General features: G+C 72.2%; 18 protein-coding genes. 1 reads left to right on the top strand and 17 read right to left on the bottom strand.

What is annotated here, in order from left to right; translation table 11 throughout:
- Positions 1–5: 5 nt before the first annotated feature.
- From IE290_RS06885 to IE290_RS06940, 12 genes are all read right to left on the bottom strand, one after another.
- Positions 6–983 (bottom strand): NADPH:quinone reductase, encoded by a 978-nt coding sequence (locus tag IE290_RS06885; protein ID WP_191243585.1) that lies wholly within the window; start codon positions 981–983, stop codon positions 6–8.
- Between the two features lie 19 nt (positions 984–1,002).
- Positions 1,003–1,965 carry an NAD-dependent epimerase/dehydratase family protein gene (locus IE290_RS06890; RefSeq protein WP_191243586.1) on the bottom strand — a complete coding sequence of 321 codons (963 nt, stop codon included), beginning with the start codon at positions 1,963–1,965 and terminating at the stop codon, positions 1,003–1,005.
- A 10-nt stretch (positions 1,966–1,975) separates the two neighbouring features.
- The gene (locus IE290_RS06895) at positions 1,976–2,788 is read right to left on the bottom strand and encodes an SDR family NAD(P)-dependent oxidoreductase (RefSeq protein WP_191243587.1); all 813 of its coding nucleotides are present in this window, start codon (positions 2,786–2,788) and stop codon (positions 1,976–1,978) included.
- Positions 2,789–2,791: 3 nt separating this feature from the next.
- Positions 2,792–4,120, bottom strand: coding sequence for an MFS transporter (locus tag IE290_RS06900; RefSeq protein WP_229874271.1), 1,329 nt, complete (start codon positions 4,118–4,120; stop codon positions 2,792–2,794).
- 35 nt (positions 4,121–4,155) lie between these two features.
- Entirely contained in the window at positions 4,156–5,337 is a 1,182-nt protein-coding gene (locus IE290_RS06905; RefSeq protein ID WP_191243588.1) for an LLM class flavin-dependent oxidoreductase, read from the bottom strand.
- A gap of 29 nt (positions 5,338–5,366) precedes the next feature.
- Positions 5,367–6,161 carry an alpha/beta fold hydrolase gene (locus IE290_RS06910; RefSeq protein ID WP_191243589.1) on the bottom strand — a complete coding sequence of 265 codons (795 nt, stop codon included), beginning with the start codon at positions 6,159–6,161 and terminating at the stop codon, positions 5,367–5,369.
- Between the two features lie 98 nt (positions 6,162–6,259).
- On the bottom strand, positions 6,260–7,492 hold the full coding sequence (locus tag IE290_RS06915; RefSeq protein WP_191243590.1) for an acyl-CoA dehydrogenase family protein: 1,233 nt from the start codon (positions 7,490–7,492) through the stop codon (positions 6,260–6,262).
- Positions 7,492–8,496, bottom strand: coding sequence for a phosphotransferase family protein (locus IE290_RS06920; protein ID WP_191243591.1), 1,005 nt, complete (start codon positions 8,494–8,496; stop codon positions 7,492–7,494). The genes IE290_RS06915 and IE290_RS06920 overlap by 1 nt, the downstream gene beginning before the upstream one ends.
- Entirely contained in the window at positions 8,493–9,266 is a 774-nt protein-coding gene (locus IE290_RS06925) for an SDR family NAD(P)-dependent oxidoreductase (protein ID WP_191243592.1), read from the bottom strand. The genes IE290_RS06920 and IE290_RS06925 overlap by 4 nt, the downstream gene beginning before the upstream one ends.
- Positions 9,263–10,027, bottom strand: coding sequence for an SDR family oxidoreductase (locus tag IE290_RS06930; RefSeq protein WP_373300401.1), 765 nt, complete (start codon positions 10,025–10,027; stop codon positions 9,263–9,265). The genes IE290_RS06925 and IE290_RS06930 overlap by 4 nt, the downstream gene beginning before the upstream one ends.
- Entirely contained in the window at positions 10,024–10,341 is a 318-nt protein-coding gene (locus IE290_RS06935) for a hypothetical protein (RefSeq protein ID WP_191243593.1), read from the bottom strand. Before IE290_RS06935 ends, IE290_RS06930 begins: the two co-directional genes overlap by 4 nt.
- A 208-nt stretch (positions 10,342–10,549) precedes the next feature.
- The gene (locus IE290_RS06940; RefSeq protein WP_191243594.1) at positions 10,550–11,743 is read right to left on the bottom strand and encodes a fumarylacetoacetate hydrolase family protein; all 1,194 of its coding nucleotides are present in this window, start codon (positions 11,741–11,743) and stop codon (positions 10,550–10,552) included.
- A gap of 81 nt (positions 11,744–11,824) precedes the next feature.
- Between IE290_RS06940 and IE290_RS06945 the strand changes: the two genes are divergently transcribed.
- Positions 11,825–12,544 (top strand): FadR/GntR family transcriptional regulator, encoded by a 720-nt coding sequence (locus IE290_RS06945; protein ID WP_191243595.1) that lies wholly within the window; start codon positions 11,825–11,827, stop codon positions 12,542–12,544.
- 128 nt (positions 12,545–12,672) lie between these two features.
- Here the strand turns inward: IE290_RS06945 and IE290_RS06950 are convergent, their stop codons facing one another.
- The 5 genes from IE290_RS06950 to IE290_RS06970 all read right to left on the bottom strand — a co-directional run bounded on the left by IE290_RS06950 (position 12,673) and on the right by IE290_RS06970 (position 18,721).
- On the bottom strand, positions 12,673–13,680 hold the full coding sequence (locus IE290_RS06950) for an LLM class flavin-dependent oxidoreductase (RefSeq protein WP_191243596.1): 1,008 nt from the start codon (positions 13,678–13,680) through the stop codon (positions 12,673–12,675).
- Positions 13,677–14,993 (bottom strand): MFS transporter, encoded by a 1,317-nt coding sequence (locus IE290_RS06955; protein WP_191243597.1) that lies wholly within the window; start codon positions 14,991–14,993, stop codon positions 13,677–13,679. The genes IE290_RS06950 and IE290_RS06955 overlap by 4 nt, the downstream gene beginning before the upstream one ends.
- A gap of 55 nt (positions 14,994–15,048) precedes the next feature.
- Positions 15,049–16,326: a metal-dependent hydrolase family protein gene (locus IE290_RS06960; protein WP_191243598.1), complete on the bottom strand. Its 1,278-nt coding sequence runs from the start codon at positions 16,324–16,326 to the stop codon at positions 15,049–15,051.
- The gene (locus IE290_RS06965) at positions 16,323–17,582 is read right to left on the bottom strand and encodes an amidohydrolase (RefSeq protein ID WP_191243599.1); all 1,260 of its coding nucleotides are present in this window, start codon (positions 17,580–17,582) and stop codon (positions 16,323–16,325) included. Before IE290_RS06965 ends, IE290_RS06960 begins: the two co-directional genes overlap by 4 nt.
- Before the next feature lie 125 nt (positions 17,583–17,707).
- Positions 17,708–18,721, bottom strand: coding sequence for an Lrp/AsnC family transcriptional regulator (locus tag IE290_RS06970; protein WP_191243600.1), 1,014 nt, complete (start codon positions 18,719–18,721; stop codon positions 17,708–17,710).
- Between the last annotated feature and the right edge of the window lies 1 nt (position 18,722).

Below are 18,722 nucleotides of genomic sequence, written 5' to 3' on the forward strand. Positions count from 1 at the left end.
CTCCTTCAGTGCGGGGCCATGCGCAGGACGACTTTCCCCGGCGGCCCCTGCTCCGCCGTCTCGTGCGCCCGCACCACGTCGTCCAGGCCGTGCGGCAGCACCGGCAGGGCGGACAGGGCGCCGTGCGCGAGCGCGTCGGAGGTCCACCGGACCGCGGCGGCCAGCCGTTCCGGGGACACCCCGTAGAGCAGCACGAACTCCAGCGTCGTGTTCGCCTTCATGAACTCCCCCACGGGCAGGGACAGTTCCCCCTCCGTGGCGTAGACGGCGATGGTGCCGGGGGCGCCGAGCACGGCCACGTCCAGGTCCAGGTTCGCCGCGAGCGCGACCTCGACGATCCGGTCGACCGGACCGGCGAAGTCGAGGATGCGCCGCGCCGCGTCCGGGTCGGTGTAGCGGACGACGAGGTCGGCTCCGGCCTTCTCCGCCAGGGCGCGTTTGTCGTCGGAACTCACCGTGGCCACCACCCGTGCCCCGGCGTGCTTCGCCAGCTCGATCGCGAAGTGGCCCACCGCGCCCGCTCCCCCGGCGACGAGGACCGTCCGCCCGGCCAGCTCCCCGGGGTTCCCGCCCAGGCAGTGCGCGGCGGTCAGGGCCGGGATCCCGAGACACGCGCCCAGATCGTCGGAAGCGCCGTCGGGCAACGGCACCGCCCGCTGGGCGGGGACGACCGCGTATTCGGCCGCGGTCCCGTACCGGTTGTGGAACGCCGCCAGGTAGAGCCACACCCGCTGCCCCACTCGCAGGCCGGTGACGCCGTCGCCGACCGCGTCGACGACACCGGCGCCGTCGTGGTGCGGCACCTGGAACCAGTCGGGGGTGCGCCCGGCGAATCCCGCCCGGGTCTTCCAGTCGGTGGGGTTGATGCCCGAGGTGGCGATCCGGACCCGGACCTGGCCCGGGCCGGGCTCGGGCACCTCGAGCTCGACGACTTCGAGCACCTCGGCCGCGGGACCGGGACGGCGGTAGAGCGCTGCTCTCATGGCCGCACCACCTGGTCGCTCACACCAGCCGGGTTCGCACGAGCTCGTAGTAGTGCCGGATCGCGCGGTCCGGGTCGTAGCGGGGACGCCATCCAAACTCCTCCTCCATCCGGGTTCCATCCAGCGCCATGTAGTAGCTGTCGGTCATCTGCATGGGGTTCAGTCCGGGCCCCACGTCGAGCGCCGCGCCGGGGATGATCCGGCGGATCGCGTCCGCGAAGTCGTGCATCGACACCGGGTGCCCCGCGGCCACGTTGTAGGCCTGGTGGCGCAGCGGCCGGGGTGCCAGCGCGACACACGCGATGGCGTCGGCGACATCGAGGACATAGACGATGTCGTCCCGCTCGTCCCCGCCCTGTTCGATCGTGAATCCGCGGCCCGACGCCGGCAGCTCGATCATCGAGCTGTAGGTGTTGATCGGGCCGGCGTGCCGTTGCAGCCTGCCCGGGCCGAAGATCGTGGCGAACCGCAGGCTGACGCACTCCACGTCGGAGTTGCGCCGGTACCACGCCACCACGTTCTCCGCGGCCGCCTTGGTGATGCCGTACATGCCGGTCGGCCGCAGCTCGTCGTCCTCGGCAACCGGCTCGTAGGTGGGGAACCCGCGCTTGCCCGTCGCGGGCGCGTACACCGCCTTCGAGCTGGTGTAGACCACGCGCCGCGCACCCGCCGCCACCGCGGCGGCGCACACCGCGGCGGTGCCGCCGACGTTGACCGCGATCGCGGTGTGCGGATCTCGCTCGCAGTCGACGAAGGCCGCGAGATGGATGACGCAGTCGGGCCGGAGCCGCCGGGCGGCGTCGGTGAAGCCTTCGGCGTCGCGGATGTCGCCGACGACGAGCTCGACCCGGTCCGCCACGTCCGCGATCAGCGACGTGTCGTCACGGCTTTCGAACACGGCCACCTCGTGGCCGCGGCCCAGGAGTTCCCGGACGACCCAGGCACCGTTGACGCCCAGCCCGCCCGTCACCAGAAAACGCATCTCGACTCCTTCACCGGCCGGCCAGGCGCCGGAACGAGGGGACCATGGGTGCGTAGGCGGACATGCCGCCGTCCACGACGAGCACCTGCCCGTTGATGAACGACGACTCGGGTGAGGCCAGGAACAGGGCGGCCATGGCGACGTCGTCCGGCCTGCCCAGCCGCGGCGTCGCGACGTGGTCCAGCAGCACCTCGGTCTGCGCCGCGGAGAACATCTTCTCGGTCGCGGGCGAGACGATGTGCCCCGGCGCGAGGACGTTGCACCGGATCCCCTGCTTGCCGTACTCGACGGCCAGCGACTTCGACAACCCGATCACCCCGGCCTTCGCGGTCGCGTAGGCCGGGCGGCCTTCCAGGGACAGCCAGGCGGCCAGGGACGAAGCGTTCGTGATGCTGCCACCGCCCGCCCGGATCATGTGCGGCAGGACGTGCTTGGCGGTCAGGACGCAGCCCAGCAGGTCCACGCGCAGCTGCCCCAGCCACACCGACAGGTCGGCCTCGGCGACGAAGACGTCCTCGGCCACCAGGCTCCGTTCGGAGGCGTAGTTCTGCAGCACGTCCACCCCGCCGAAGCGCTCGACCGCGAACTCGACGGCGTCGCCGACCTGAGCCTCGTCCGAGACGTCCGCGGCGAACGGCTCGGCGACCCCGCCGTCCTCGCGGATCCGCTCCGCCGTCGCCGACGCCTTGGACTTGTCCACGTCGACGACCACGACCTGCGCGCCTTCGCGGGCGAACACTTCCGCCGTCGCCGCTCCGATACCCGAACCCGCACCCGTCACCAGCGCTGACTTCCCCGTCAGCCGCCCCGCGGTAGACCCCATGCGTCAACTCCTCCCGCGCGCCCGGCGATCCACCGACGCGATCACGACGACCAAGGTGACGAGGCCGGCCGCGATCATGTACCAGGCCGGCGACGTCTTGTTCCCCGAAAGCTCGATCAGCAGGGTCGCCACGAACGGCGCGGTGCCGGCGAAGATCGCCGAACCGAAGCCGTAGGCGATCCCGAACCCGGACGCCCGGACCTTCGTCGGGAACAGCTCCGCGAACAGCGCCGGGATCGCGCCGCCGAACGCGGCGACGGGGATCCACAGGACGAGCTGTCCCAGCAGCGCCGGGCCGAACCCCTTCAGGCCGATGATGAGCAGACTCGGGTAAGGCAGGACCACCGCCAGGACGCACGCGAAGACCAGGACCGGCTTCCGGCCGTAGGTGTCCGACAGTCGCCCGAACACGAGCACCAGGAAGATCCCGGCCGTGGTGGCGATGATGACCGTGGTCAGCGCCTGCACCGCGGACAGGCCCACGACGCTGCGGATGTAGGTGAGCACGAACACCTGGACCGTGGACGCGGCGACGTTGAAGCCGACGCAGATCCCGATCACGATCAGGAACGCCCGCCAGTGCTGGGTGAACAGGGTGCGCAGCGGGCTGTGCGCCTGGGCGCCGCCGGCCTTGATCTGCTCGAATTCCGGCGACTCCGCGATGCGGTAACGCAGGTAGAGGCCGATGACCAGCAGCGGGAACCCGAGCAGGAACGGAATCCGCCAGCCCCAGCTGTCCAGGTCGCCCGCGGACACCGAAACCGTCAGGATCAGCACCACGAAGGCACCGAGCACGCTGCCGAGAGTCGAGGAGAAGAAGGCGTAGGACCCGTAGAGACCACGGCGGTGCGGGGGCGCGTGCTCGACGAGGAAGCTGGCCGACGTGCCGAACTCCCCGCCCACGGACAGCCCCTGGAGCAGCCGGGCGACGCACAGGAGCACGGGGGCGACGATCCCGGCCTGCGGATAGGTCGGCATGACGCCGATGAGCACGGTGGTCACGCCCATGATCAGCACCGCGATCGCCAGGGACACCTTGCGACCACGCCGGTCGGCGAGCCGCCCGAACAGGACGGCGCCCACCGGCCGCATGACGAAGCCGACCGCGAACAACGCCAGCGTCGACAGGATCGCGGCGAGCTGGTCGCCCGCCGGGAAGAAGAGCTTCGACACGACCGGCGTGAGGGAGGCGAAAATCGCGAAATCGTAGAACTCGAGGGCGTTTCCGGAGCCCGCGGCGATGATCGACCGGCGCGCGACCGAGGCGCGCCGCGGCGTTGGCGTGTCCGGGGAGATCCGGTCTTCCGAATCCAGCGGGGATGGTTGGGACATCGTTGTCCTCCGATCGGCAGGGGTTACCCGGGATGTCACTGGACGGTGAGCCCGCCCGTCACGCGGTCGACCAAGGGCGCGACGCCCTCGGCGAAGTTGGCGATCCCCCGGACGGTGTCCTCGTGCCCGAGGTGACCGGCCTGGCCCATGAGCAGCAGGTGCCCGAACCCACCCACGTGCTCGTAGAAGCGCTCGATCTGGCCGGCCACGGTCCTGGCGCTCCCCGCGAACAGGATTCCGTGGTCGATGAGGTCGGCCACCGACATCGACGTCAGGTCGGGTATCGGCGAGGACGCCGGGGAGCCGGGCACCGCCGCCAGCGGCCCCCGCAGGCCCGCGGCCCGGACCTGGTAGGGCAGGTATCCCGGCGGGTAGGCGAACTGCTTGGCCACCTTGTTGCTGTGCAGGTACCACAGCAGCTGGCGGGCTCCGTCGAAGCCCTCCTCGTCCGTCCGTCCGGTGTAGACCAGCGCCGCGTAGCCGAACATCTCGTCGCCCGGCGCCGGCTTGCCCGTCTCGGCACACCGGTCGCGGTAGGCCTGGAACACCGCCCTGGTCCCGTCGAATCCCGACAGGAAGGTTCCGACCCGGTAGCCGTGGTCGGCGATCCTCGGCACGCTGGCCGGGTTCACCGCGGTGACCCACACCGGCGGGGCGGGCTGCTGGTGCGGCCGGGGCCAGATGTTCACCTGGCGGTGGTGGAAGAACTCGCCCTCCCAGTTGAACGGGCCGTCGTGGGTCGACCAGGCGCGCGTGATGAGCTCGACCGCCTCCCACATGCGCTCGGACATCCGCACCGGCCGGGAATTGGTGGCGGCGACCTCGTACTGCACGCCTCGCACGAAGCCGACCTCGAGGCGGCCGTGGCTGAGCAGGTCCACCAGGGCCATCTCCTCGGCGATGCGAACGGGGTCGGCCCGGTTCGCGACGGGGTTTCCCAGGATCAGGATCCGCGCGTTGGTGGTGAGCCGCGCGAGCGCTCCGGCGATCACGGGCGCGGCCGAGTTCATGCACGTCGCGGTGGAATGGTGTTCGTTGACCATCACGTTCAGCCCGCATTCGTCGGCGATCTGCCACTCCCGGATGTAGCGGTCCCACAGGGCCGCCGCGCGAGCGGGGTCGATGACGCCGTTGGGCAGGGTGACCCGCACCGATTCGTAGGTCTCGGGGTCCGGCAGGTACGGGTAGGCCGCCTCGCTGAAATGCCAGTACTGCACGGGAACGCTCCCTTTCTGGTTGGTGGGGGTCAGGCGGCGGAGGAGATCAGCCCGGCGATCTCCGCCGGGCATTCCACCTGAGCACGGTGCCCGGCCCGGTCGAGGCGCTCGAAGCGGGCGCCCGGGATCCGCGCGGCCAGGCCGCGTCCGTAGCCGGGCGCGACGATGCCGTCCTGCCCGCCCCAGATCACCAGGGACGGCACCCGGACGCGCCACAACCAGTGGAGCAGCCGCGGATTGTGCAGGTACGGTTCCCACCCGTACAGCGCGAGCGCCTCCTCGTTGCGCACCACCTCGAGGACGTCCTCGTCCCGGGCGTGCGCGAGGTCGCCCAGCGCGAAGCTGGTGTCCGCGTACAGGAGCTTGTCCAGCTCGGTCCGCGGCGTCGCGAAGAGGTCGGCGATCTCCCGGTCGAGCGGCCCGCCGAGCTTGACGCCCACCGAGTCGACGAGCACGAGGCGGCCGATCCGCGCGCAGCTGCGAACCGCCATCTCCATCGCCACCCAGCCGCCGAACTGGAGGCCGACGACGGTGACGTCGGTCAGCCCGGACACCTCGAGCCAGTCGAGGTAGAGGTAGGCCAGGTCGTCGACGGAGGTGCACCAGTCCGGCCGGGGGGAACGGCCGAAACCCGGGTGGCTCGGCGCGACCACCGTGAAGTCGTTCGCGAGCGCCGCCACGAACGCGGCGTCCTCCTCGGCGCGCTCGGCGCCGGGCAGGACCAGGGCGACCCGGCTGCCGTTCCCCGCGCGGCGAACATCGAGGTGCACCCCGGCCGCGAACTCGACGCCGCTGTCGGCGCTGACCAGATCGAGCGTCTGCACTGTGCCTCCAAACAATGCCCCGTGGGGCCTGGTAGCTGAAGCCTGCCGCCTGGCGGCGGCGATGACTGTGACCTGGGTCCGGAACTTCGCCCGGGCTCCTACCGCTGCCCGCGCGCCGTCGCGGCTCCGCGCAGTTCCCGGCGGGCGAGGGCGTCCTTGTGGACCTCGTCCGGACCGTCGACGAACCGCAGCATGCGGGCGAGGGCGTAGCCGTAGGCGAGCGGGAAGTCCTGGGACAGCCCACCGCCTCCGTGCACCTGGATCGCCTTGTCGAGCACCCACTGGACGGTGACCGGGGTCGCGATCTTGATCGCCTGGATCTCGGTGTGCGCGGCCTTGTTGCCGCGCGTGTCCATCAGCCAGGCCGCCTTGAGGGTGAGCAGGCGCAGCTGCTCGATGCGCACGCGGGACTCGGCGATCCAGTCGCGGACGACTCCCTGGCCGGACAGCGGCTTGCCGAAGGCGACCCGCTCGTCCGCCCGGGCGCACATCAGTTCGAGTGCGCGTTCGGCCACCCCGATCGCCCGCATGCAGTGGTGGATGCGGCCCGGCCCGAGCCGGGCCTGTGCGATGGCGAAACCGTCCCCTTCGCCGCCGACGAGGTTCGTGACGGGCACCCGGACGTCGTCGAAACGCAGTTCGGCGTGCCCGCCGTGTTCGCGGTCGTCGTAGCCCAGGACACGCATCGCCCGGGTCACCCGCACGCCGGGCGTGTCCCGCGGGACGAGGATCATCGACTGCCGGCGGTGCCGCTCGGCGTGCGGGTCGGTCTTGCCCATGACGACGAAGATCGCGGCGTTCGGGTTCATCGCCCCGGTGATCCACCACTTGCGCCCGTTGATCACGTAGTGGTCGCCGTCGCGTTCGATGCGGGTGGCGATGTTGGTGGCGTCGGAGGAGGAGACCTCGGGTTCGGTCATCGCGAACGAGGAGCGGATCCGCCCGGACAGCAGGGGTTCCAGCCACTGGCGTTTCTGCGCGCCGGTGCCGAACCGCGACAGCAGTTCCATGTTGCCGGTGTCCGGAGCGGCGCAGTTGAGCGCGGCGGGCGCCAGATGCGGGCTCCGGCCGGTGATCTCCGCCAGCGGCGCGTACTGCTGGTTGGTGAGACCGGCCCCGTTCTCGCCGGGGAGGAACAGGTTCCACAGCCCCTGTTTCCGCGCCTGCGCGCGCAGTTCGGACAGCACGGGCGCCGAGTCCCACGCCCACGGGTCGTCCAGTTCGGACAGTTGCCGCTCGAACACCGGCTCGGCCGGGTGGACGTACGCGTCCATGAACTCCAGGAGCCGGCCGCGCAGGTCCTCGGTGCGGGAGTCGTAGGCGAAATCCATCAGCCGTCCTCCTTCAGGGCAGCCAGCCCGATCTCCAGCAGGGGTCCGGTCAGTGCGCCGATCCCGGGCAACCCGGCGCCCACGGTCTGCCCGCGCAGGTGCCGGTGGTGGATCCCCTCGACGATCGCCGCCAGCTTGTAGCAGGCGAGCCCGAGGTGGAAGCCGAAGTGCACCGGGTCGCGGCCACCCCGCGAGCGGTACCGGCTTCGCACTTCCTCCTCGGTGAGGTACCCCGGCGCCGACGCGGCGTCGGTGACGAGCTCCCCGCCCGGGAGCCGGCTCAGTTTCTGGTAGGCGATCAGCAGCGCGAGGTCCGTCAGGGGGTCGCCGATGGTGGCCATCTCCCAGTCGACGACCGCCGCGGGGCGGTCGGTGGAGTCGACGAGCACGTTGTCGAGGCGGTAGTCCCCGTGCACGATGCCGGGCGAGGACTGGGCCGGGACGTTCGACTCGAGCAGGGAGCGCAGTTCCTCGGCCGGCGGCAGGTCGCGACCGGGGGACGCGGCCAGTTGGGCGCTCCACCGCCGCACCTGCCTGGGCAGGAACCCGTCGGCGCGGCCGAAGTCCGCCAGCCCCACCGCGGCGGGGTCGATGTCGTGCAGCGCGACCAGCGTGTCGACGAGGCGGAGTGAGATCCGGCGGACCCGTTCCGGCCCGAGCGGCGCCAGCTGCGCCGCGCTCCGGAACGGGGTCCCGTCGACCTTCTCCATGAGGTAGAAGGGCGCCCCGATGACCGAGTCGTCCGTGCACAGCGCGTGCACGGCGGGCACCGGCACGGCGGTGCCCGCGAGGGCGGCCATCACCCGGTATTCGCGCGCCACGTCGTGAGCGGTGGCCGGCACGGGTCCGACCGGCGGCCTGCGCAGCACCCAGGCGCGCTCGCCGTCACTGATCTCGTAGGTCAGGTTCGACCGGCCGCCCGCGATCAGGCGCGCCGACAGCCTCCGCTCGGCGGCGAGCCACCCTGCCAGCCGTGTCAGGTCCAGGCCCGGGAGGTGGCTCACCGGCTCGCCTGTTCCAGGTGCCGCTGCAGTTTGTTCATCCCGCCGAGCCAGCGGTCGGTGTCGGTGGCCCGGTGCCGGTAATGGTCTCCCGCTTCCGGGTGCGGGAGGATCAGGAAGCGGTCGTCGCGCAGCGCCTGCCACGTCACCTCGGCGACGTCTTCGGGGGTCACCGCGCCGTCGGCCAGCACCGACCGCATCGGCCCGCTCGCCGCGAGCATGCCGGTCCGAACCCCCTGGGGACAGATCGCCTGGGCCACGATCCCGCGGTGCCGGTAGGTCGCGGAGAGCCATTCGGCGAAGGCGACCACGGCGTGTTTGCTCACCGAGTAGGTCGCGGTCCCGAGCGCGGTCAGCAGCCCGGCCGCCGACGCGGTCACCACGAACCGCCCGCGACCACGCTCCAGCCACTCCGGGACCAGCAGCCGGGCGGCGCGGACGTGGGCCATCGTGTTGACCTCCCAGCTCGCCGCCCACGCGGCCTCGCTGGCGTCCAGCCCGTAGCCGCGGACGATGCCGGCGTTGGCGAACCAGGCGTCGACGTGGCCGAGGTGATCGCGTGCGGCCGAGACGAGCGCCACCACCCCGGCCACGGACGCGGCGTCGCCCGGCACGGCGTGCGCACCGATCTCGGCGGCCGCCGTCTCCGTCGCGACGGGGTCCAGGTCGTTCACCACGACCCGCGCTCCCCCGGCGGCCAGCCGCGTGGCCAGCGCCTTGCCGATCCCGCGCGCCGCACCGGTGACGACGACGCCCTGCCCCGCGACCGTCATGCGGTCACCCCGGCCAGGGTCACGCCGCCGTCGACGACGAGCAGGTGGCCGGTGAGCAACGACGCGTCCTCCGACAGCAGGAACGCGACGGCGCCACCGATGTCGTCGGGCTCGCCCAGGCGCTTGAGCGGGTAGGCCGCGGCCAGCTGCTCCTCCCGGCCCTCGTACAGGGCCGCGGCGAACTTCGTCTTCACCACCGCGGGCGCGACCGCGTTCACCCGGATGTCCGGGCCCAGCTCGACGGCCAGCAACCTGGTCATCGCGACGAGCATGGCCTTGCTGGCGCCGTAGAAGCCGACGCCCGGCGCCGGGGAGATCGCCGAATGGGACGCGACGTTCACGATCGCGCCACCGTGCTCCCCCATCCACGCGCGGTGGGCGCGCTGCACCCACGACAACGCCGCGACGCAGTTGACCTCGACGACCTTGCGGGCCACCCCGAGATCGAGCTCGACCATCGGGCCGTACCACGGGTTGACGCCGGCGTTGTTCACCAGCATGTCGAGGCTGCCGAACCGCTCCACGGCCTGAGCGACCGCCTCCGCCTGGTGCCCGGTGTCGTCGGCCTTGCCCGCCACGGCGAGCGCCACCTCCGGGCCACCGAGGCGAGCGACGGCCTCCTCCAGCGCCTCCTCCTTGCGGGCGGTGATCACCACCCGCGCGCCTTCGGCGACCAGTCGTTCGGCGATGGCGAATCCGATGCCGCGGCTGGCCCCGGTGACGATCGCGGTCCGGCCTGCGAACCTCCCCGGCACGGTCACCGCCCCCACTCGACGTGCGCCCGGACCCGGCCACCGTCGGCGCTGAGCCAGCCCCGGCCCGCGGCGTGGGCGAGCATGCCGGTGAACCCGTCGTGCCAGTCCTGATCGCGATCACCCGCGGCGGAGCGCAGCCAGGCGATGTCGAGCCAGACGTGATCGCCCGCGACTTCACCCGCGCCGGCGGCTCCCAGTGCCCTCGACAGGAGCTCCCACCGCGGCGAGCCCGCCGCCGCCCGGACCGACAGCGCGCCCAGGTCCTCGGCCATGCACAGCTGTGGCACCCCTGGTCCGCCGTCGGGTACGTACACCACCATCTCCGCTCACCCTCGCCGTTCCGGTCTCGTTCCGTGAGCAGGAGTCTGGTCTCCCGGAGCGCCGGTGACTGTGACCTGGATCCGTGAGTTGGTGGTGGACGGCGGTCAACGCCGGAGGTCCCACCCCGCCCCGGAAGCACGACCCGACCGGGCTGCCGGGGCGAAGTTCACGAACGCCGAAGGGTGCGATCGGTGACGACCGCCCGGGCTACGAGCCCACCTCCGCCGCGCTCCGCAGCAGGCCCCGCTCGGCGAGGTTGGCCATCAGCGCCCTGATGCCGAAGGTCCAGTCCTCGGCCGCTTCCGCGGTGGTGACGACGTTGACCAGGGTGCCCAGTGCCGGCGAGCTGATCGCGACGACGTCGCCCTGCCGGTGGGTGAAGCCCTGCCCCGGCTCGCCGCGGTCCTCGGTCGGCGCGAACATCGTGCCGGTGAACAGGACGAACCCGTCGGGGTAGCTGTGGTGGGCGCCGTGCGCGTGCCGGACCAGGTCAGTGAGGTCCCGGCTGATCTCGCTCACCGGGTTCACGCCGTGCAGCGTGAACCCGTCGCTGCCGGTGACCTCCAGCGCGACCTCGGTGGCTCGCGCGTCGTCCAGCGTGAAGCCGTCGTCGAACAGCCGCAGGAACGGGCCGATCGCGCAGGAGGCGTTGTTGTCCTTCGCCTCGGTGAGCAACAGCGCGCTGCGCCCCTCGAAGTCACGCAGGTTCACGTCGTTGCCCAGGGTCGCGGCCACCGGCGTGCCGGACGAGCTGACCACGAGCACGAGCTCGGGCTCCGGGTTGTTCCAGGTCGAGCGGGCCAGCACGCCGATCTCGGCGCCGGTGCCGACGGCGGACAGGACGGGCGCCTTGGTGAAGATCTCCGGGTCTTCACCGATGCCGACCTCGAGGTACTGGGACCACAGGCCCTCCTCGACCAGCACCTCCTTGACGCGGGCCGCCTCCGGCGAGCCGGGGCGCAGCTGGGCGATCCGGCCGCGGACCACCTCGGCGATCCGGGACCTGATCTCCTCGGCCCGGCCCGGGTCGCCCTTCGCGCGCTCTTCGATCACGCGCTCGAGCATGCTGCGGACGAAGGTCACACCCGCCGCCTTGAGAACCTGCAGGTCGACCGGGGCCAGCAGGTGCGGGGCGGTCCGGTCGCGCCGCAGGGTGGCGTCGATCAGCGCGGGCAGCTCCCATTGACCACCGCCTTCGTGCCCGCGGACGATCGAGACCGCATCAGGCCGGTCCAGCAGTTCGGAGACCGTCGGGGCGACGTGGGTCAGGTCGACGGCTCGGTCGCCGCGGACCGCCGCCACGCACGGCCCGCCGACCGCGGGGTCGAACACGCGGGCCACCAGGGTGGCCCGTTCGGCGTCGGCGGGGAGCACGGCCGCGGCGTAGGCGTGCAGGTTCATGGATGGACAGCCCTCCTCGTGACGCGCCCGCGGGCGTCGATGTCCGATCATCGTACAAAGCTGCCGTCGTAGGATCGTCGAATGGCCGAAGCACTCCACAAGCGCCTGTCGGAAACCCTCGCGGACAAGCTGCAGGACGAGATCGTGCGACTGACGCCCGGCGAGCGTCTCCCGACGGAAGCCGAGCTCGCCCGCCGCTTCGACGTCTCGCGCACCGTGGTGCGGGAAACGGCCCGGCTGCTGATCCAGCGCGGACTGGTCACGGTGAAGCCCGGTCGCGGCATGACCGTCGCGGAGCTGGACGGACGGCTGATCGCCGAGCAGTACGGCCTGCTGATGCGCCGCAGCGAGGGCTCGTTCGCCCAGCTCCTCGAACTGCGCCTGGTGCTCGAGGTCGAGATGGCGCAGCTGGCCGCGGCCCGGCGGACCGAGCAGCACCTCGCCGACCTCGAGGACGCCAACCGGCGACTGGCGGGCGCGCTCGACCGGCCCGGGGCCCGCGACGAATTCCTGGACGCCGACCTGCGGTTCCACGAGATCGTCGCGCGGGCGAGCGGCAACCCGTTCTTCTCACTGGTGATCGGCCCGCTCAACGGGTTCCTGCGCGACACCTACCGCGGCAGCCCCGGGTATCCCGCCGAAGCGGCCCACACGGTGGAGGAGCACGTCCAGATCGCCGAGGCCATCGCCGCCGGCGACCCGTCCCGCGCGCGCTTCGCCACCGAGAACCACCTCCGCCGCATCATGCGGCACCGGGACCGCCTAGTGACGGAGAACGAGGCGATCCCGACCCGCACCTGACCCGCGCGAGCATCCTCCTGCGCGACATGCGGCTCGGTTCTGAGGTCTGATTATCATACAAATTTCGCGGTCAAATCCCAGGCACCGAGGCCGGGTGGCTCAGGCCGTGTCCGGCCCGCTCTGACAGCTCAACACTGTGCGCGCCGGCGGCCGAGCAGCGGGAGGACCCGCGTGGCGAAGTCGGCGACCAGTCTGCGCGGCAGGTCGTAGGAACCCACGTGCTGCAGCAGGACCGCCGACACCCCGCGCCGTCGCAGGCCGTCGAGCCGGGTGGCGATCTCCTCGGCGGTGCCGAACAGGCAGAACCGGCGGGCGAACGCCTCGGCCGCGTCATCGTCCACAAACGGCTCACAGGCCCGCACGGCGTCCGGCCACGACTCGGCGTGCAGCAGATCCGGCCGCACCTGGGGCAAGGCCGGCGGCACACGCACATCGACGCCCGCCGCCGCGAGGAACGACGCACCGCCGTTGGCCGCGATGCTCAGGCACACCGGTTTCAGTTCCCGGGCATCGCGCGCCACCGAGCCGGTGACGCGGCAGAACGCCGACACGGTGACCGGCACACTGGCCCGGCCGGCGGCACCGGCCGTCACCTCGGCGAGGGCGGCCGCCAGCGGTTCGTCGGCCACCCCCGACAGCAGGATCGCGCCATCGGCGATCTCCCCGGCCAGACGCAGGTTCCGCGGCCCGCTCGCCGCGAGGTGGACCGGCACGGGTAGCGGGTCGCGCAGCATGCCGATGCCGGGACCACCCTCCACACCGGACAGCAGGCGGCGGATCACGTCCACCCCGGACCGCAGCCCGGCCCGGGTCGCGGGAGCGAGCCCGGCCGGGACGACCGAGCTGTTGCCCACGCCGACGCCGAGCACGAACCGGCCGGGCGCGATCTCCGCCACGGTCCGCGCCGCCCCGGCCACCACCGACGGGTGCCGGGTCACCACGTTCGTGACGGCCGTGCCGAGGGTGATGCGCGAGGTGGCCAGGGCCGCCGCGGCGGCGGTCGCGAACACGTCCCGCCACAGCAGCTGCGAGTCGGGGAACCAGGCCTGGTCGAACCCGGCGCGCTCCACCTCCCGCACGAACCCGGCCAGCTCGGACAGCGGCGCACACGGCGGGATCCGGATCCCGATCCTCATGCCGCCGGTGTCCCGGACACCACGGCGTCCGCCGACGGCGCCTCGGCGGGTGCTTCCCGCAGCAGGAGGCCCGCGACGAGACTCACCGCCGACGCCCCCGCCATGTACGCGGCGACGCCCACCCAGCTGCCGGTGGATTCCAGCAGCGAGGCGCTGACCGCGGGGGCGAAGGCGTTGCCGGCGATCGTGCCGACGGTGAACCCGATCGCCATGCCGCTGAACCGCAGCGACACCGGGAAGGCCTGGGAGAAGAACACCGGGAACATCGCGAAGTTGCCCGAGTAGCCGGCGAACAGCAGCGCGAACCCGAGCAGCATCAGCCCGTAGCTGCCGGTGCCGACCAGCGGGAACCACACGAACGGGAGCACGATCATCGACGCGGCCGTCGCGGCGAACACCGTGCGCACCCCGACCCGGTCGGCGAGCCTGCCGTACAGCGGCGCGCCGATCACGACCACCACCAGCGCGGGGAGCAGCACACCGAGCATGGTGGAGGTCCCGATCCCCAGTGTGGACCTGGCGTAGGTGAGCACGTAGACCGACGCGACGGTGAACACGATCCCCGCCCCGACGGTCGCCAGCGTCACCAGCACCACCGTGCCGCCGCACCTGCGAAGCACGTCCACCAGCGGCAGCCTGGACACCGAGCCGGTGACCTTGACGCCGGCGAACTCCGGGCTCTCCCGGAGCTTGAGCCGGATGCCCAGCCCGACGACCACGAGCAGCACGCTGAGCAGGAACGGGATCCGCCAGCCCCACGCCATCAGGTCGTCCTCCGGCATCTGGGCGACCAGCAGGAACGCCGCGTTCGCCAGGATGGTGCCCACAGCGGTGCCGGTGTTGAGGATCCCGCCGAACAGGCCGCGCCGGTGTTTCTCGGCGTGCTCCACGGTGAGCAGCACCGCACCACTGGACTCGCCGCCGAGTGACACCCCCTGCACGATCCGGGCCACGACCAGCAGGACCGGCGCGGCGATGCCGATCTGCCCGTAGGACGGGAGCAGCCCGATCGCGGTGGTCGCGATGCCCATCATCATCAGCGTGGTGACCAGGATCGCCTTGCGGCCCAGCCGGTCGCCGAGGTGCCCGAACAGCAACGCGCCGAAGGGACGGGCGACGTACCCGACGCCGAAGCTGGACAGCGAGATCAGCGTCCCCACCACCGGATCGGCGGCCGGGAAGAAGATCTGCGGGAACAGCAGTGACGCCGCCAGACCGTAGATGGCGAAGTCGTAGTACTCGATGGCGGTGCCGAACCAGCCGGCGAGCGCTGCCCGGACCGGCTGCCTGTTCGGCGTGGTACGTGCTGGCATCGATCCCTCCTGACCCCGGCCGCGTGTGCCGGCCGGGTGGACGTACTCTGCGTCGTCACGCGGGTGATGGCCAACGCGCGGTCTGGTGAGCGGACCGGGCCGGCGAGCCCTTCTTCACGACACCGCCCTGGATGACGACGGAGATGTTGCCCGGGTCGCCCAGCACCCCGATGTCCGCCAGCGGGTCGCCCTCGCAGACCACGAGATCGGCGATCTTGCCCGCGGTGACGCTGCCGAGCCGGTCCGCCACGCCCAGCAGCGCGGCCGCCTGGATCGTCCCGGCGCGGATGGCGTCCAGCGGGGACATCCCGAGCTTCACCAGGTGGGCCAGTTCCCGGAGGTTGCGGCCGTGCGGGGCGATACCGGAGTCGGTGCCCAGCGCGATCTTCACCCCGCGGCGCACGGCCTCGCTCAGCCGCACCACGGCAGCGTCGGCCATGCGCTGCTTCTTCGCCCACGCCTGAGGTGTGTAGCCGCTCGGATCGAGGTCGAACGTGGACAGCGTGGGCACCAGGAACGCGTCCCGTTCCAGCATCAGGTCGATGCCCTCGTCGTCGATCAGGTAGCCGTGCTCGATGCTCGTCGCGCCGCCCCGCAGGGCATTCTTGATGCCCTGCGCGCCCTGGGCGTGCGCGGCGATCGGCAGGCCCCGGTGCCGACGGACCTCGTCGGCGATCAGCGCGATCTCGTCGGTGCGCAGGCCCTCGTCCTCGGGGTGGTCGCTGGGGCTGTTGACCCCGCCCGTCGCGCACACCTTGATCACGTCCGCGCCTTCCCGTATCAGGCGGCGCGTCGCGGCGCGCACCTCGTCGGGGCTGTCGACGATCTCGCTGAACGGGCCGAGCAGCGCCGACGGGTCGAACCCGCTCGGCAGGCGGAAGTCGGCGTGCCCGCCGGTGTGGCTCATCAGGCGCAGCGCGACGTGCAGCCGCGGGCCGTCGACGAGCCCGAGTTCGACCGCGTCCCGGTAACCGGCGTCGGTGCCGCCGAGATCGCGCGCGGTCGTGATACCGGCGTGCAACGTGTCGCGCATGCGCCGTACGCGCTGGAACACGTTGACCACGGGCCGGTTCTTCAGCATCGTGCCGGTGAAGTCGGCGTTGCTGTCCATCAGGAAGTGCACGTGGCAGTCGAAGAAGCCGGGCAGCACGGTCCGGCCGGCGAGGTCGAACACGGCTTCGTCCACACCGGACGGACGGGTCGCGGCCGGGCCGGCGTAGACGAACACGCCGCCCTCGATGACGACCGCCGCGTCCGGCACGACGGTGTCCGAGATGCCGTCGATGAGCCGGGCACCGGTGAGCACGGTCCTCGGCACGGTCTGGCTGGTCACGCGTGTCCTCCCCGGATCAGGTTCTCCAGCACGGCGATCCCGAGGGGGATCGCCTGCTCGTCGATGTCGAAGCGGGCGCTGTGGTGCGGCGCGGGACTGCTCGCGCCGACCATCAGGTAGGCGCCCTGCCCGCCGCGCCGCTGCACGTGGCGGATCAGCAGGTTCGCGTCGTCGCTGCCGGCCAGCGTCTCGGTGCGCACGATCTCCGTGACACCCGGGGTCGCCCCGGCGGCCGCGACGACGAGGTCGACGACCTCCTCGTCGGGCGCGAGCGTCGCGGACTGCCCGGTGACGGCTACCGACGCGTCGACCCCCTGGGTCAGGGCGGCGCCGTCGGCCACCGCCCGGATCCGGGCGACGAGGTCCTCGACCACGTCGTCGTCGGTCGCGCGCGCCTCGCAGGTCAGGACGGCCCAGGAGGGCACGATGTTCACCCCGTCCCCGGCCACGAGCGTGCCGACGTTGAGCCGGGTGTCGGCCGAGCTGAACCGCGGGAGCGCCATCACGCCGAGCGCGGTCACGGCCGCCGCGAGCAGCGCGTTGCGGCCCTCCTCCGGCGCTCCCGCGGCGTGCGAGGCCGTGCCGGTGAACCGGACTTCGAGTTTCCGGGTGGCCAGGCCGCCGGTGAAGCTGCCGACGACGGCGCCGGCCGGCTTGTCCCCGGCCACGTGCACGGCGAGCATGCGGTCGATGTCGTCGGCCACGCCCGCGTCGATCATCGTCTGCGCGCCCCGGACGCCTTCCTCGGCGGGCTGGAACAGCACCCGCAGCGAGCCGGGGAAGTTCGCGCCGGAGAGCCGGTGCAGCAGGCCCACGCCGATGGTGGCGTGCGCGTCGTGCCCGCACGCGTGCATCGCGCCCGTTCGCGAGACGAACCCCCTGGCCACCGGGACGTGGTCCGGGTCGCTGGATTCCCGCATCGGCAGCGCGTCGATGTCCACCCGCAGGCCCCACCGCGGCCCGGGCGCGTTTCCGTCCAGGTCGGCGACGAGCGCGGTTCCGTTGGTGCGGAAGAACTTCGCCCGTGCCGGGTCCACTCCGGACTCGACGGCGCGTCGTTCCCACTCGTCGAGCACCTCGGGCGCGGGGTAGGCCACCACACCGGACAGGTCGTGCGCGTCGGCGCCGGTCCGCAGCCGCAGCGGGAGCCCCGCGAGTGCGCGCTCGATCCGGGCGGCGGTCGCGACTTCGGCGAACGCGGGCTCCGGGTGCCGGTGTAGTTCGCGGCGCAACGCCGTCAGCTGTTCGTCGTCCACATGCGACCTTTCCTGATCGGACCAGTGTCCGGTCAGGCTAGGTTTCGTGCGGCGCGCGCGGATGATCCGGAGCGGAACGTGCACGGATCTGGCCGATCCGCGGTGGAACCCGCACGATCACGCCGTCAGTCCTCGAACACCACGCGCCCGCTGATCGGGACGTGGTCCAGCCACCTGCTGTCCAGGTCGAGGGTGTAGCCGGTGCGCTTGGCGATCCGCGGGACGATCCAGCGGTCCCGGATCCGCACCCGCGGGTAGGCCACGGCCAGCCGCGATTCGATCTCGTCGAGCTCCTGCAGATCGCGCAGCCACAGCCACACCGCGAGGTTCGCCGATCCGGTGACCGACCCGCACAGCCGGACGTTGTGCAGCGTCCGCAGCGACGCGACGACGCGGTCCAGCTCCGGGTGGGGCACGTCGAGCCACAGCATGGCGCCGGCCTGCCAGCCGAGCAGGGTGTGCGCGAAGTCCACCCGCCACCGCACCCAGCCCGCCGCCAGTACCGCGTCGATGTCCCGGGCGATCACCGACACCGACCGGCCGAGCTCCGCCTGGAGCTCGGCCGCGGTGCGGCGCACGTCGGTCGCCAGCGCCTCGATCAACGGCTGGTAGGCGGGTTTGCGCTGGGCGGGCGGGTCGGACGGCCGCATGGTCTCCAGCGCGGCGACCTGGCCGGCGTCGAGCGCCCGCAGCCGCCACTTCGACCCTTCGATGTAGATGGTGCGCAGGTAGTGGGTGCGGGTGCCGGTCACGCCCGGCACCACCGAGATGCGCTCGTCGACGTAGCGGTCCATGGACAGCAGGGTGTCGGTCGAGATCAGCAGGTACAGGTCGCGCGGGCCGGACGTGCAGGACACGCTGAAGACCGGGCCCTGCCGGACCAGCTCCGCGATCACCGCGCCCCGCTGCCCCGGCGCACACCGGACCTCGACGATCGCCGACACGAGCCCGGCGGGTACGCCGAGCACGTCGTCGCACTCGTAGCAACACGTCCACACCTGCCGGGACTCGGTCAGCGCCGACCAGCGGCGGGAGATCGTGGAGGGGTCCACCCGCAGGACCCGCCCGAGCTGAGCCCAGCTGACCCTCGGGTGGATCTGCACGGCGTTGATGATCTGGAGGTCGAGCGCGTCAGCCATG

Source organism: Amycolatopsis deserti, assembly GCF_014653945.1.
GTDB classification, from domain to species: domain Bacteria; phylum Actinomycetota; class Actinomycetes; order Mycobacteriales; family Pseudonocardiaceae; genus Amycolatopsis_E; species Amycolatopsis_E deserti.

Coding starts and splice junctions, on each gene's coding strand:
- IE290_RS06885 (WP_191243585.1), bottom strand. CDS start 983: ATGAGAGCAGCGCTCTACCGCCGTCCCGGTCCCGCGGCCGAGGTGCTC.
- IE290_RS06890 (WP_191243586.1), bottom strand. CDS start 1,965: ATGCGTTTTCTGGTGACGGGCGGGCTGGGCGTCAACGGTGCCTGGGTC.
- IE290_RS06895 (WP_191243587.1), bottom strand. CDS start 2,788: ATGGGGTCTACCGCGGGGCGGCTGACGGGGAAGTCAGCGCTGGTGACG.
- IE290_RS06900 (WP_229874271.1), bottom strand. CDS start 4,120: ATGTCCCAACCATCCCCGCTGGATTCGGAAGACCGGATCTCCCCGGAC.
- IE290_RS06915 (WP_191243590.1), bottom strand. CDS start 7,492: ATGGATTTCGCCTACGACTCCCGCACCGAGGACCTGCGCGGCCGGCTC.
- IE290_RS06925 (WP_191243592.1), bottom strand. CDS start 9,266: ATGACGGTCGCGGGGCAGGGCGTCGTCGTCACCGGTGCGGCGCGCGGG.
- IE290_RS06935 (WP_191243593.1), bottom strand. CDS start 10,341: ATGGTGGTGTACGTACCCGACGGCGGACCAGGGGTGCCACAGCTGTGC.
- IE290_RS06940 (WP_191243594.1), bottom strand. CDS start 11,743: ATGAACCTGCACGCCTACGCCGCGGCCGTGCTCCCCGCCGACGCCGAA.
- IE290_RS06945 (WP_191243595.1), top strand. CDS start 11,825: ATGGCCGAAGCACTCCACAAGCGCCTGTCGGAAACCCTCGCGGACAAG.
- IE290_RS06950 (WP_191243596.1), bottom strand. CDS start 13,680: ATGAGGATCGGGATCCGGATCCCGCCGTGTGCGCCGCTGTCCGAGCTG.
- IE290_RS06955 (WP_191243597.1), bottom strand. CDS start 14,993: ATGCCAGCACGTACCACGCCGAACAGGCAGCCGGTCCGGGCAGCGCTC.
- IE290_RS06970 (WP_191243600.1), bottom strand. CDS start 18,721: ATGGCTGACGCGCTCGACCTCCAGATCATCAACGCCGTGCAGATCCAC.